The organism is Amycolatopsis cihanbeyliensis (genome assembly GCF_006715045.1).
Taxonomy (GTDB): Bacteria; Actinomycetota; Actinomycetes; order Mycobacteriales; family Pseudonocardiaceae; genus Amycolatopsis; species Amycolatopsis cihanbeyliensis.
Map to the genome: position 1 here is coordinate 3,363,042 of NZ_VFML01000001.1, position 14,112 is coordinate 3,377,153.

Below are 14,112 nucleotides of genomic sequence, written 5' to 3' on the forward strand. Positions count from 1 at the left end.
AAAGAAGCAGTCTAGCCCCGAAGACAGCATCTGTCGAGGGGGCTCGCCAGACGGCGCCCAGCCTCGATGGCTCGTCTTCCGGCCCGCCTCCCGCATGAGCGATGCCGCTGGCAGTAAGCGTGACCTCCATGCGTCCGGGAGTCAAGCGTCCACGCGCCGTACCCGCCCGGTTGGACCAGTAGCGCTACTTCAGTCGGCGGCCCACAACCGGTGTCGTGCCTCGTCCGCCGCCTCGCGCAGCCGGTCCGCGGTGAGCTACCGGGCCCGGGCACGGCCACGAAGGCCCACTCGCCTGGCGCGCCGACCGGGTAGGTGAGCCACCGGCCGCCGTCGACGGTCGGCGAAGGCCGGCGGGACGGGCGCCGGGCGGGTGCGCGCGGCCGCGGGGCGCCACCCGGGTTGGCCGGCACCGACACCGCGGGGGACGGCGAGCGCGACACCGATACCGGAAATGTGGCGAATATCACTCACAAGTCGAGTCGGAGTGCCAGGCGAGCGTCCGCTCGACATGTTCGTACCGGGCGGTCAGTTCCGCGTGTCCCGAGGTACGAAACGGCAGGTCGGCGAACAGTTTCTCCGGGCCGCGACCATTTTCGTCGTGATGACCGCGAATTCAGCGGCTATGCGCACCACGGGGCACGGCTTCACGACGGCGCACACGGTTTTCACCCGAACAATTGCCACCCGAACAAACCCATTGTCAGGAGCAGGAAGGGAGTTCCTCGTTCGGGTCGGGCTCCGGTTGCTGGGTGTAGGTGTCCAGGCCGGTGATCTTCCACTGATCGTCCCGCAGTTCGGTGGTCACCGACAGCTGCGAGCCACCCGCCGAGCTCTTGTCCTGGTCGGTCCTGGTGGAGGTCTGGTCCACGAAGACGAGCACCTTCGCCCGGTCCCCGTCGAGCATGATCACCCCGGCCCTGGTGACCTTGGTGGTCACCACCATCTTCTGTTCCGGCGCGAGCCGCTTCACCTCGGCGAACTGCCGCTGGTACTGGCCGCACACCTCGTCGTTGACCAGCAGGTCCTTCGCCGCCTGCTCGGTCTTGGCGATGTCGTTGAAGTCGTAGGAGAACAGCTTCTCGACCGCCGCGCTGACTTCCTGCTCGACCTGCGCGGTGCGCGCCACGTCCACCAGCGCCGTGTTGTTGGTCGCGGCGCTCACCTGGTTGCCCTCGATCCGGAAGTACACGGCCAGCGCGGAGAACGCCAGCGCCGCCACGATCAGCAGCGCGGCGACCCGGTACAGCGACCGGCGCGACCGGGCCGGCTTCGCCGCGGGCTCGGCACCGTCCCCGGACTCCTCCTCCGCCGAGTCCTCCTCGCGACTCTCGCTCTGCTCGGCCTGCTCGGCTTCCTCCGTGGAGGAGGGTTTGGGCACGCCCTCGTCCCTGGCCTTGCGGCGCGGACTCGGCCGTGGCCGCTCGCGGGCGGGTTCCGGTTCCCCGGTGAGCGCGTCCACCCGCTCGACCTCGGATCGCGCGGCCTCGCCCCCGGTGTCGCCCTCGGCGTCGCGTCCGGTCTCGGTATCGGCCTCGGTATCGGGCTCGGTATCGGGCTCGGTATCGGGCTCGGTATCGGGCTCGGCCTCCGGCTCCGGTTCGCCCGCCGGCTGCTCCGCAGGCGGCTGCTCGGTGGGCGGCTGGCCCTCGGCCTCCTGCTCGTCCTCGGCCGGATGGGGGCGGGGACGCGGGCTCGAGCCGGCACCAGGCTTGTTCAGCCCGGCGACACGGGGCCTGCGCGACGGCCCGCTCCCCGGACGGGGCTTGCGACGGGAGGATGACAACACTGGCTCCGATCTGACTGTTGCTGCGCTTGCGAACGCCCGCGGTCGCCGGGCTCGCCTACTGTCCCGCGCCGATCACCGGCACCTGGCTGATCCCGGAGACCTTCCACGCCTGGTCGCCGTCCTCGTCGACCCTGGTCATCTCGACCTCGACCCGCATCGGCTTGACGCTGGTCTGGTCGCCCTTCTTCACCTCGACCTGGATGGCGGCGAGGAAGCGCGCCTTGCCCTCGTGGTTGTTCAGCTCGTCCACCGCGAGGTCGAGCACCGTGGTGTTGGCGACCGTCTTGGCCTCCAGCATCTGCTTCTTGTTCGCCTCGCGGGCGTTGTCGATCTGCTCGGCGAGCTCGTCGGTCGACACGGCGATCGACCGGTCGAAGAACTGGTCGGGCTTGTTGTAGTCCAGCTCGGTGAATGCCTTCACCGCGGAACTGCCCACCCGGATCACTTCCTCGCGGGCCTGGGCGAGGTCGATGTTGTCGTCGGCGGCCGCCGTCCACCACTGGACGCCGAACACACCGGCGGTCACCAGTGCCGCCACGGCCAGCGCACCCGCGGCGAACACCAGGCGCCTGGGCAGCCTGTCACCACGCGCGGCACCGGACTCGCCGTCCTCCGTGGCGCCCTCGGTGTCCTCAGTGCCGTCGATGTCCTCGGTGCCGTCGGCATCCCCGGAGCCCGTGCTGTCCTCGGCGGACTCCGTGGACACCGACTCCTCGGTGGACTCGGTGTCGTCGGTTGGCTCGGGGCCGCGGTCCTCGCTGCTCTCGGCAGCAGCCTCGTCCTCGGCCTGCTCGGGCCGCTGCTCGTCGGAACTCATGAAACTCCAGAGTAGGTAAGCGGTGTCAGATGACTGTCAACCCGGCAACCCGAGCAGCCTGGGTAGGCCCATTCGGGTGAGCGCGGGGCCACCGGCGGGGCCGGGTACACCGCGCAGCGAAGCGAGCTGCTCTGCCGACCGGTTCTTGTTCGCCTCCACCTGCTCGTCGGTCGGCAACTGGGGGACGCCGTGGTACGGCGCGTTCTGCGAGCCGCGCACGCTGATCGGGCTGCCCTTCGGCTCGGCACAGTAGGCCTCGCGGTCCGGCGGGCGGGGCTCGGTGTTCGAGCCGGCCCGGTAGCCGCCCTGCTCGCCTTCCATCTCGGCCTGCGCCCTCGGGTAGCCCTTGGTGCAGGTGGGCGGGTCGAAGAAGTTCAGCGCCAGCCCCAGGTGCGCGGTCCCGTCCCCGGGTGCGACGGTCTGCGCGCCCACGCTGAGCAGCGGGTAGGTCACCAGCATCTGCTCCAGCCCGTCCTGCCGGGGCTCGATCAGGTTCGAGGTGGTGAGCAGGTTCGCCAGCAGCGCGCCGAGGCCGGGCCCCGACTCGGCGATCACCTCGCTGACCTGGTTGGCCACCTGCGGGGTGATGCTGATCAGCTCACGGATGTCGGCATCGGAGCTCTTCAGCGTCTCGCTCAGCTTGTTCAGGTCGCTGCTGAACGACTTCATCGAGCCGGCCAGCTCGTTCTGCGTGCGCAGCACGGTCCCGCCCTGCTCGATCAGGGTGACCGTCTCCGGCAGGTACTCCTGCGCGCTCCGGGTGAAGGACCGCGCGGTGTCCATCAGGATCTGCAGGTCCCGCCCGGTGCCGGAGAAGGCGTCGTAGGACTCGTCGACCACGGTGCGCAGCGAGTCGGTCGGCACCGAGGCGGCCAGACTGTCCAGGTCCTCGACCACCTCGGCGGTGCTGACCGGGGTCTTGGTCTTCTCCGCCGGGATCACCGAGCCATCGGCGAGGAACGGCGCGCCGGGCGAGACCGGCTGCAGGTCCACGTACTGCTCCCCGACCGCGGACCGGTTGGCGACCACGGCACGCAGGTCGGTCGGCACCGGCGGGGCATCCGGTTCGATGTCCAGCGCGGCTTCCAGGCCGCTCTCGGTCAGCCGAAGCTCGCCGACCCTGCCGATGTTGTACCCGCGGTAGGTCACCTCGGCGTTGGAGAAGATCCCGCCGGACTCGTCGAGCTGCAGCCGGACGGTGTACCCGCCGGCCCCGAACGCCCGCTCCACGTCGGTGAACCGGATCAACGCGTACACCACGGCCACCACCGAGATGACCGCGAAGGCGACGAGCTGGAGTCTCGTCCTGCGCACCAACATCAGCCAGCACCCCCGGCCAACACATCGAAGATCCCGGCGACACCGGCCTGTCGCTGTTGCGGCTGCCGCGGTTGGTCGCCCTGGCCCTGCTGCGGGGACTGCGTACCGGCGGCCGGGGCCTCGTCACCGGGCAGTGGCAACGGTGGCGGGGCGCCGGGCTGCTCGCCCTCCTGGCTGGGCACCAGGTCACCGATGATCGGCAGCTTGTTGCGGCTGCGGCCCAGATTGGCCATGACCTCGGCGAGGTTGAGGTCGATCTTGGCGTAGAGGTTGAAGTAGTCGCCCTTCACGCCCTCCACCGCGGCATCGTTGAACGGGAAGGTGAACAGCACCTCGAGGGCCTTGGGCAGGTCCGAACCGGCCTCACCCAGCTTGCGCAGGGTGGGCAACAGCGCCTGCAGGTTGGCCACCAGGTCCTCCTGGCTGCGGTTGACCGTGTCCACCGCGACGGCCGAGAGGTCCTCGAGCGCCTGCAACATGGTGACCAGCTGGCCGCGCTGCTGCTCGAGCACCTGCAGGCCGGGGCCGAGGTTGTCGATCGCACCCGCGATCGTGTCCCGCTGCCGGTTCAGCGTGCTGGCAAGCCGGTTCAGCCCGTCCAGCGCGCTGGTGATCGAGTCCGACTGCTCGTCCAGGCCGCTGACCAGCTCCTCGGCGTGGTCCAGCAGTGCCTTGATGCTCTGCTCGTTGCCCTCGGTGACATTGTTCAGTTCCTTGGTGATGGTGTTCAGCTGCTCCACGCCGCCGCCGTTGAGCAGCATGGACAGCGCGCCGAGCACCTCCTCGACCTCGACGTTGCGGTTGGTTCGCTCGATCGGGATCCGCGCCCCGCCCTCGAGCTTGCCCGCCGCCTCCTGCTCCGGGGGCGGGGTGAGCTCGATGTACTTCTCCCCGAGCAGGCTGGACTGGCGCAGGTTCGCCAGCGCGTTGGCCGGCAGGTCGACCTGGTCGTTGACCAGCAGGGTCACCTCGGCGGTCCAACCGCCGTCGGTGAGCCCGATGCGGTCCACCCTGCCGACCGGCACCTCGTTCACCTTGACCCCGGCCTGCGGCACCAGGTCCAGTACGTTCCGGAACTCGACCGTGACCTGGTAGGGGTTCTCGCCGAGGTCGGCGCCGCCGGGCAGCGGGATGTCGTAGATCCCGGTGAAGTCACCGCAACCGCTCACGGCCAGCAGACCGCCCGCGCACAGCAGCGCGGCCACCTTGCGCCGCAAGGCCATCACTGACCACCTCCCTGTGGCGTGCCGTAGAGCGCGCCCGCGATCGGCAGCGGCAGCGGGGGCAGCTCACGGTGCTCCAGCGCGTAGATGGTCTGCGCCACCGAGGGCAGCGGGACAAGGCCGTCCAGTACCGGCGCCAGGGCGCCGCAGGTGTCGCCGAGGAAGTCCAGCGCCTCCGGGGTCTGCTTGAGCAGGTTGCAGATCATCACGACCGGCGGCTGGGTGAGCTCGTTCAGGTTGGCCCGCGCGTCCAGGGTCCCGGACGAGGCGTTGTAGCTGTTGACGATGTTGCCCAGCGCGACCGGGGCGACGTCCAGGATCTCGGCCAGCGAGGCCCGCTGCTCGACCAGCACCCGGGTGACACTCGCCAGTTTGTCCACATTGGACTTCACCTTGGCGCGGTTGTCCTCGATGAACTGGCGCACCGAGCCCAGCGTGGTGCCGAGCTGGCGCACGGTGGTGGCCAGGTTCTCCCGCTCGCTGGCGAGGAACCCGCTGACGTCGGCGAGCTGCCGCTCGAACTGCCGCACCTGGCCGTCGCTCTGCGCCAGGGTGGTGGAGAAGTCGCCGAGGTTCTGGATGGTGGCGAACAGGTCCTGCGAGTTGCCGGACAGGGTGCCCGCGGCCTGCCCGAGCTTCTTGATGGTGTCGTGCAGCTGCTTGCCGTTGCCTTCGAAGTTCTCCGCCAGGGTGTCCAGCAGCCTGGAGAGCGAACCGTCCTTGTTCGCCCCTTCCGGGCCCAAGGACTCGCTCACCCGGCTCAGGCTGGCGTAGAGCTCGTCCACCTCGAGCGGGACCGCGGTGCGCTCCATCGGGATGACCGTGCCCTCGGCCATGGTCGGCCCACCGGTGTAGGCCGGGGTGAACTGCACGTACCGGTCGGAGACGAGGGAGGGCGCGACGATCACCGCCCGCGCGCCGGCGGGCACATCCACCGCGCGGTCGTACTCCAGCTCCACCTTGACCCGGTCGCCGAGCGGCTGGACATCGGTGATCTCGCCGGTCTTCACGCCCAGCACCCGGACGTCGTTGCCCGCGTAAAGGCCGACCGTGGTGGGGAAGAAGGCGGTGGCGTGCTTGGTGTTGGCGTCCCGCAGGGTCCACCACAGGCCGCCGGCCACCACGAGGAGGAGCACGCAGGCGATGGCCAGCCAGCGGTAGAGACTCTGCCCGAAGTGGGTGTCACTCATGGTAACCATCCCGAATGACCGTTGTGCACGTTCACCGGTTCACCGACCGTCCGCCCCTCGCCCGCATCCGGCCGCCACGAGCCGCCCCTACTGCGGCGGAAACGCATGCCGCGGCGGGGGCCCTTCTCCGCAAGCTCCGGGCGGCCCCCGTCGGCCGAATTGTGCACAACGTTCATGGCGCGTTACACCCCTCCTCGTTCAGTGGCCCGACCGAGGGCAGCAGCAGGCCGCAGATGTAGTTGTCGAACCAGCGCCCGTTGCCGATGGTGTTGTTGAACATCCGCAGGAACGGGGCGTACTGCTCGAGTCCCTGACCGAGGGCGTCCTGGTTGCGCTGCAGCATCGTGGTGAGCCGATCGAGCTGGGTGAGCACCGGCTGCAACTGCTCGTTGTTGTCGTCGATCAGCCCTCGCAGTTCGGTGGAAAGGGTCTGCGTCCCCTGCAGCAGGGTGCTGATCGCCTGCTTGCGCCGGGAGATCTCCTCCAGCAGCTTGTTCCCGTCCTCGATCAGCCGCTTGACCTGCGCGTCCCGGTCGGCGAGTGTCCCGCTGATCTCCCGGGTGTTGGCCAGCAGCTTGGCCAGCTTGTTGTCCCGCTTGGCGATGGTCTCGGAAAGCTGGGACAGCCCGGTGAGCGCGCCGCGCACGTCGTCCGGAGTGTCGGACAGCGTCTCGGAGAGCACGTCGAAGCTCTGCGCGAGTTGCCCGGTGTCGATCTCGTCCACCGTGGTGGACAGCCCGCGGAACGCCTCGAGCACGTCGTAGGGCGCGGTGGTGCGCTCCAGCGGGATCGTCTCGTCCGGGCGGAGCGGCCCCTGCCCCACCGGGTCCAGCGCGAGGTACTTCTGCCCCAGCAACGTCTTGATCTTGATCATCGCGTTGGTGCGGTCGCCGAGCCAGGCGTCCTTCACCTGGAAGGAGACCCGGACCCGGTCGCCGTTCAGCTCGATGTCGGAGACCTTGCCGACCTTGATCCCGGCGACCCGCACCTCGTCGTCCGGTTGCAGGCCGGCCGCCTCGCTGAAGTCCGCGGTGTAGGTGGTGCCGGAGCCGATCAGCGGCAGGTCGTCGGAGTTCAACGCGGCGACCATGCCGAGCACGATCAGGGTGATGCCGACCAGGGCGATCGGGATGGGGTTACGTTTCTGGAAGGACTTCATGCGCCGCACCTCTCCCTGGTGGTGGGCAGCACCGGCAGGTTGATCGGCTCGTTGATCAGCGGCGGCAGCGCGATACTGCCCTCCGCCGAGCACAGGTAGAAGTTGAACCACGAGCCGTAGTCGGCGGTGCGCGCCATGCTGGCGGCCTTCTCCGGGAGGAACTGGATGAAGTGCTCGACCAGCGGTTCCTCCTTGTTCAGGTTGCCGACCAGGGTGCCCAGCGCGTCGATGTCCTGCTTGAGTGGCTCCCGCGCCTCCGACAGCAGGCCCGCCGTGGTGTTGGCAAGGCCGCCGAGCGCGTCGATCGCGTCCCCGATCGGTTCGCGGTCCTGGGCGAGGCCGGATACCAGCTGCTGCAGCCTGCTGATCAGGTCGGTCAGCTGCGGGGTACGGGCGTTCACCGTGTCCAGCACACCGTTCAGGTTGTCGATCAGCTCGCCGATCACCTGGTCCTTCTGCGCGATCTTGGTGGTCAGCGACGCGGTGTGCGCGAGCAGGCTCTCCACCGTGCCGCCCTCGCCCTGCAGCACCTGGATGATCTGGCGCGAAAGGGTGTTCACGTCCTCCGGGGACAGGGCGGTGAACAGCGGCTTGAACCCGTTGAACAGCTCGGTCAGGTCGAGCGCCGGCGTGGTGCGCTCGATCGGGATGTTGCCGCCGGGCTCGAGGAGTTCGTTCGGGTCGCCCTCCCCCTGGCCGAGCGCGAGGTAGCGCTGGCCGACCAGGTTGCGGAACTTGATCGAGGCGGTCACCCCCACGGGCAGCTTGCGGCCCGCGTCCACGGCGAACTCCACCTCGGCCTGGCGCCGGTCCACGATCCGCACATCCTCGACCTGGCCCACCCGCACGCCCGCGATCCGCACGTCGTCGTTGCGCAGCAGCAGGGTCGCATCGGAGAACCGGGCGGTGTAGCTCCTGGTGTCGCTCAGGTTCAGGTTGGCGATGCTGATCCCGAGTACCGCGGTGAACAGCACGGTGACCACGATGAAGACGGTGAGCTTGAGCAGCGGCGCCGCGATCTTCACTCGAAGCTCACCTCCGCTCCGCGATACAGCGGCCCGACCAGCAGGCCGCTCCAGCCGGGTACCTCGGCCGGGTCCATCCCGACCTGCGGCCCGACCAGCTGGGAAAGGAAATCGTGCTCGGCCGGAGTGTAGGCAGGGCTACCGGCCACCGCGCCGCCCCCGCCTGCGACCTTCTCCGCGTTGGCAGGCGGCAGCAGGCCGTCGTTCACCGAGCGGGCGACGGGCGGCTGGGAGGTGCCGTCCTTGATCGGGCCCTCCGGCGGGTGCTGCGGGAACGGCTGCGGGTACTCGTCCATCGCGTAGCAACGCGGACCGCGCTTGTCGTTGAACTCCGGCTCGTCCTGGCCGGCCTTGTACGGCCCTCGGGTGTTGGTGATCTCCAGGGTGGCGTGCAGGCCCGGCTTGTCGGTGCCCTTGCCGAAGACGGTGTTCAGCTTGGGCACCAGGTCGGCCATCTGCCCGATCACGCACGGGTACTCGGGCGCGTACTTGGCGAGCAGCTCCGCGGTCGGCCGGGCCGAGTCGCCGAGCCGGATTAGGTTCTCCGCGTTGGCGGAAAGGAAGGACCGCAGGTCGGTGGAGGCCTGGGTGAGGTTGCCGTACAGCGCCTGCAGGTTGCCCCGCTGGTCGACCACGGTCTGCGAGGTGGTGGTCAGGTTGTCCAGGGTCTGCACCAGGTCGGGTGCGGCGTCGCTGAGGTTGTGCGAGAAGTCCGCCAGCTCGCGCAGGTTGTCCTGCAACTCGGGCACGTGCGGGTTCAGCTCACCGAGGTAGCGGCCCAGCTCGGACAGCGTCTGGCCGAGCGGTTTGCCGCGGCCCTGCAGGGAGGTGGAGATCGCGGACAGGGTGCTGGACAGCTTCTGCGGCTGCACCGCCTGCAGCACCGGCAGCAGGTGCTCGAACGCCTGGGACAGCTCCACCGCGGCCGAGCTGCGGTCCTGCGGGATCACGTCCCCGTCGGTGAGCCGCTGGTCCGCGGGGTCGTCCGGGATCCGCAGCGCGACGTACCGCTCGCCGAACAGCGTCTTCGGCAGGAACCTCGCCGACACGTTCTGCGGGATCAGGTCCGCGGACTCCGGTTCCAGCCGCAGGGTGAGCTCGGCCCCGGTGGGGGTGGCGGCGACGTCGTACACGGTGCCGACGATCAGCCCGCGCACCTTGACGTCGGACTGCCGGTCGAGCTGGTTGCCCACCTTGTCCGCCCGCAGCTTGACGGTGACGAACTCGGTGAAGGCCTTGTTGTACATTGCGACGCTGAGCGAGACCAGGCCCACCATCACGATCACGAAGCCGAGGCCGAGCAGCCGGCGGGTGAAGGTTCTCATGCTCGTCCCTCCGCGGCTCCGCGCGCGCCGTGGCCGGCCGGCCTGCCGCGACTCAACACCGAGGTCCTCATCCCGCGATCCTCACCGTCGTCGTGGTACCCCAGATGGCGAAGCCGATGAAGAAGTTCACGATCGCGACCGTGACGATCGTGGTGCGCACCGCCCTACCGACCGCGACGCCGACGCCGGCCGGGCCACCGCTGGCGCGGTACCCGTAGTAGCAGTGCGACAGGATGATGAACACCGCGAAGATCAGCACCTTCGCGAAAGATATGAACACATCCTGTGGGGGTAAGAACAAATTGAAGTAATGGTCGTATGTTCCCGCCGACTGGCCGTAGAAATACACCGTGACGACCCGTGATCCGAAATAGGAGACCACGAGGCCGATGATGTACAGCGGGATCACCGCGATGAAACCGGCGATGATCCGGGTGGTCACCAGGTACGGCAGGCTGGGTACGCCCATCACCTCGAGCGCGTCGATCTCCTCGGAGATGCGCATCGCGCCGAGCTGCGCGGTGAAGCCAGCGCCGACGGTCGCGGACAGGGCGAGCCCGGCGACCAGCGGCGCGATCTCCCGCGTGTTGATGTAGGCGGAGGCGAATCCGGCGAACGCGGCCGTGCCGATCTGGTCCAGCGCGGCATACCCCTGCAGGCCGACGACGATGCCGGTGAACACGGTGAGGCCGACCATCACACCGACCGTGCCGCCGATCACGGCGAGGGCGCCGGAGCCGAAGCTGACCTCGGCCAGCAACCGCATGGTCTCCCGCAGGTAGCGGCGGACCGCGCGGGGCACCCAGGCCAGTGCCTTGACATAGAAGGCGAGCTGGTCGCCGAGCTGGTCCAGGATGCCCAGCGGGGCGTCCACCGCCCTGCGGGCCCGCCTGCCGATCGAAGTGAGGAGGGTCATGCGATCAACTCCCCTTCGGCGGCACGATCTGCAGGTACAGCAACGTGAGGATGAAGTTCACGAAGAACAGCAGCAGGAAGGTGATCACCACGGACTGGTTCACCGCGTCGCCGACCCCCTTCGGTCCCGGCGGCGGGTTCAGCCCGCGGTAGGCGGCGACGATCCCGGCGATGAAACCGAAGATCACCGCCTTGATCTCACTGATCCACAGGTCCGGCAGCTGGGCGAGCGCGGAGAAGCTGGCCAGGTAGGCACCGGGGGTCCCACCCTGCAGCACCACGTTGAAGAAGTAGCCGCCGAGCACGCCGATCACGCTGACCACGCCGTTGAGCAGGACGGCGACCAGCATGCAGGCCAGCACCCTCGGCACGATCAGCCGCTGCACCGCGGAGACGCCGAGCACCTCCATGGCGTCGATCTCCTCGCGGATCGTGCGCGCGCCGATGTCCGCGCAGAGCGCGGAGCCGCCGGCCCCGGCGACCAGCAGCGCGGTCACGATCGGCGCGGCCTGCTGGATGATCGCCAGCACGCTGGCCGCGCCGATGAACGACTCGGCACCGAGCTGGGTGATCAGCGACCCGAGTTGCAGCGCGACCAGGGCACCGAACGGGATGGACACCAGCGCGGTCGGCAGGATGGTGACGCTCGCGATGAACCAGGACTGCTGGATGAACTCCCGTACCTGGAACGGTCGCTGGAACATTCCGCGCGCGACGTCGAGGCCGAGAGCGAACAGCTTCCCGGTCTCACGCAGCATTCCGATACCGGGAATTTTGGCCGGAGTGGCCGCTGAGCTCATGAGCCACCCTGGCCGGAATCTGGTGGCCGCATCCGGGAGTTACCGCTCGGTCTGGGCCTGGTCGGACCGTCACCCGGCTCGCGCCAGCCCGAGTCGGGCAGGTCGGCGACCTGCTGGGCGGGCAGTTCCCCGGACTGGTGGCCGTGCCCCGGGGTGGGCAGCGGCTGGGTGGCCTGGTGCCCCGCGCCGACCAGGTGATGCGGGCGGACGCCGTAGTGTCGCTGCTCCTCGGGGCTGAGCGACTCGATGATGCCTTCCTGCGCGGCGGGCGGCAGGGTGTGCAGGATCTTCATCACCCGGTCCTTGCGGCGGCGGACGCCCATCCGCTCCGGCATCCCGGGGGTCGGCTCGATCTGCGGCACGATGCCGCGCACATCCTCGCCTGACCCGTCGTGGTGCCCGGCGTCGGCCTGTGCCTGCTCGCGGGCCATCTGCGCGGAGTCCTTCTCCTCGGACATCCCGATCGGACCGATCCGCCTACCGTTCAGGAACTGTTCCACCACCGGCTCGTCACTGGTGAGCAGCACCTCGCGCGGGCCGAACATCACCAGTTCCTTGCGGAACAGCATGCCGAGGTTGTCCGGAACCGTGCGGGCGACGTTGATGTTGTGCGTCACGATCAGGATGGTGGCGTCGATCTGCGAGTTCAGGTCGATCAGCAACTGGGAGAGGTACGCCGTGCGCACGGGATCCAGCCCGGAGTCCGGCTCGTCGCACAGGATGATCTCCGGGTCCAGCACCAGGGCCCGCGCCAGCCCGGCACGCTTGCGCATCCCGCCGGAGATCTCTCCTGGCAGTTTTGTCTCCGCACCGGACAAACCGGTCATCTCCAGCTTTTCCAGCACGATCCGCTTGATTTCGGACTCGGATTTCTTGGTGTGCTCGCGCAGCGGGAAGGCGACGTTGTCGTAGAGGTTCATCGAGCCGAACAGCGCGCCGTCCTGGAACAGCACCCCGAACAGCTTCCGCGTGTCGTAGAGCTTGCGCTCGGAGCAGGTGACGATGTCCACCCCGTTGACCATGCAGCGGCCGTGGTCGGGCTTGAGCAGTCCGATCATCGACTTGAGGAAGACGGACTTACCGGTGCCCGAGGGACCGAGCATGACCGACACTTCGCCCGGCGGAAGTGTCAGCGTCACATCCCGCCAGATGGCCTGCTTGCCGAAGGACTTGGACAGACCCTCGATGACCACCTCGGCACCCATCGCACCTCCCGGAGACAAGTTCGGTGTCGACTTCCCACACCCGGCTGGTTCACCCGGTGTCGCAGCAGGTCACGGCACGCTCCGATACCCGTGTCAACCAGGTGCAACGAGCTGAGTGCGAACAGGTTACTCACCAGTTTTCCCGCTGACCACAGACGGGGCGGTGTCGGTGCCCGGGTTGTGACCTACTCCGGCGACCGCAGCACCGTAGCCCAGATGGACTCCCGGCGCAGCCCCCGGAAAGCACAAGGCGGGCACCCGGATCCGGATGCCCGCCTCGTCGGTTGCGCTGAGCGCGAGTTACTTGATGGAGATCGAGGCCCCGGCCTCCTCCAGCTTGGCCTTGGCGGCCTCGGCGGCCTCCTTGTCGACCTTCTCCAGCAGCGGCTTCGGCACGCCCTCGACCATCTCCTTGGCCTCCTTCAGGCCGAGGCCGGAGACGACCTCGCGGACGACCTTGATGACCTGGATCTTCTTGTCGCCTGCGCCCTCGAGCACGACGTCGAACTCGTCCTGCTCCTCCTCGGCCTCGGCCTCGGCCGCGCCGCCCGCTGCCGGGGCGACCACGGCGGCCGGGGCGGCCGCGGTGACGTCGAAGGTCTCCTCGAACTTCTTCACGAAGTCCGACAGCTCGAGCAGCGTCAGCTCCTTGAACGCATCGAGCAGTTCGTCGGTGCTCATCTTCGCCATGGTGGCGTTCCTTCCTTGTTGGTCGGCTCTGGTGGGTGTGGTGTGACTCAGCTCTCGGCCGGTGCGTCACCGGACTGGCGCTTGTCCTCCAGCGCGGCGGCCAGGCGGGCGACCTGGGACGCGGGCTCGTTGAACATCGCGGCTGCCTGGGACAACTTCGCCTTGAACGCGCCCGCTGCCTTGGACAGCAGCACCTCGCGGCTCTCCAGATCGGCGAGCTTCTGGATCTCCTCGACGGTGATCGGGCGGCCATCCATGTAGCCGCCCTTGATCACCAGGGCGTTGTTCTCCTTCGCGAAGTCCTTCAGCACCTTCGCGGCCTCGACCGGGTCATCCTCGACGAAGGTGATCGCGGTCGGGCCGATGAAGAGGTCATCCATCCCCTCGATGCCCGCGTCCTCCACGGCACGCTTGACGAGGGTGTTCTTCGCGACCCGGTACTTGGCACTCGAGCCGAGGGCGCGGCGCAGCTTGCCGAGCTGGGACACCGAAAGGCCGGTGTACTCGGTGACGACGGTTGCCGAGGCATTGCGGAACCGGTCCGCGATCTCGGCGACGGCCGCCACCTTGTCGGGCTTCGCCATGGCCGCCTCCTCTCTTGGCTAAGGACCGCCGGCGAAGGGAGCCAGAGACGACAAAACGCCCCGGCGCAGCAGG

Annotated in this window: 13 protein-coding genes; all 13 read right to left on the reverse strand. The window is 68.7% G+C overall.

Annotation, left to right across the window (positions count from 1 at the left end; all coding sequences use genetic code 11):
* Nucleotides 1–700 precede the first annotated feature (700 nt).
* The 13 genes from FB471_RS14760 to rplJ all read right to left on the reverse strand — a co-directional run bounded on the left by FB471_RS14760 (nt 701) and on the right by rplJ (nt 14,039).
* The gene (locus FB471_RS14760; RefSeq protein WP_211358036.1) at nt 701–1,783 is read right to left on the reverse strand and encodes a hypothetical protein; all 1,083 of its coding nucleotides are present in this window, start codon (nt 1,781–1,783) and stop codon (nt 701–703) included.
* A 58-nt stretch (nt 1,784–1,841) separates the two neighbouring features.
* Complete coding sequence (locus tag FB471_RS14765) at nt 1,842–2,603, reverse strand: hypothetical protein (protein ID WP_246076407.1); 762 nt, start codon at nt 2,601–2,603, stop codon at nt 1,842–1,844.
* A gap of 36 nt (nt 2,604–2,639) precedes the next feature.
* Nucleotides 2,640–3,923 (reverse strand): MCE family protein, encoded by a 1,284-nt coding sequence (locus FB471_RS14775; RefSeq protein ID WP_141998780.1) that lies wholly within the window; start codon nt 3,921–3,923, stop codon nt 2,640–2,642.
* On the reverse strand, nt 3,923–5,146 hold the full coding sequence (locus FB471_RS14780) for an MCE family protein (protein WP_141998782.1): 1,224 nt from the start codon (nt 5,144–5,146) through the stop codon (nt 3,923–3,925). Before FB471_RS14780 ends, FB471_RS14775 begins: the two co-directional genes overlap by 1 nt.
* Nucleotides 5,146–6,336 (reverse strand): MCE family protein, encoded by a 1,191-nt coding sequence (locus tag FB471_RS14785; protein WP_141998785.1) that lies wholly within the window; start codon nt 6,334–6,336, stop codon nt 5,146–5,148. Before FB471_RS14785 ends, FB471_RS14780 begins: the two co-directional genes overlap by 1 nt.
* Nucleotides 6,337–6,508: 172 nt before the next feature.
* The gene (locus FB471_RS14790; RefSeq protein WP_141998787.1) at nt 6,509–7,495 is read right to left on the reverse strand and encodes an MCE family protein; all 987 of its coding nucleotides are present in this window, start codon (nt 7,493–7,495) and stop codon (nt 6,509–6,511) included.
* A complete protein-coding gene (locus tag FB471_RS14795; protein ID WP_142001951.1) occupies nt 7,492–8,514 on the reverse strand; it encodes an MCE family protein in 1,023 nt (340 codons plus the stop codon). The genes FB471_RS14790 and FB471_RS14795 overlap by 4 nt, the downstream gene beginning before the upstream one ends.
* A gap of 2 nt (nt 8,515–8,516) precedes the next feature.
* A complete protein-coding gene (locus FB471_RS14800) occupies nt 8,517–9,845 on the reverse strand; it encodes an MCE family protein (RefSeq protein WP_141998789.1) in 1,329 nt (442 codons plus the stop codon).
* Between the two features lie 67 nt (nt 9,846–9,912).
* On the reverse strand, nt 9,913–10,761 hold the full coding sequence (locus FB471_RS14805; RefSeq protein WP_141998791.1) for an MlaE family ABC transporter permease: 849 nt from the start codon (nt 10,759–10,761) through the stop codon (nt 9,913–9,915).
* Between the two features lie 4 nt (nt 10,762–10,765).
* Nucleotides 10,766–11,560, reverse strand: a complete 795-nt coding sequence (locus tag FB471_RS14810; RefSeq protein ID WP_141998793.1) for an MlaE family ABC transporter permease — start codon at nt 11,558–11,560, stop codon at nt 10,766–10,768.
* Nucleotides 11,557–12,765, reverse strand: coding sequence for an ABC transporter ATP-binding protein (locus FB471_RS14815; RefSeq protein ID WP_141998796.1), 1,209 nt, complete (start codon nt 12,763–12,765; stop codon nt 11,557–11,559). The genes FB471_RS14810 and FB471_RS14815 overlap by 4 nt, the downstream gene beginning before the upstream one ends.
* Before the next feature lie 300 nt (nt 12,766–13,065).
* On the reverse strand, nt 13,066–13,455 hold the full coding sequence (gene rplL / locus FB471_RS14820) for a 50S ribosomal protein L7/L12 (RefSeq protein ID WP_141998798.1): 390 nt from the start codon (nt 13,453–13,455) through the stop codon (nt 13,066–13,068).
* Between the two features lie 47 nt (nt 13,456–13,502).
* Nucleotides 13,503–14,039 (reverse strand): 50S ribosomal protein L10, encoded by a 537-nt coding sequence (rplJ, locus tag FB471_RS14825; protein WP_141998800.1) that lies wholly within the window; start codon nt 14,037–14,039, stop codon nt 13,503–13,505.
* Nucleotides 14,040–14,112: the final 73 nt, after the last annotated feature.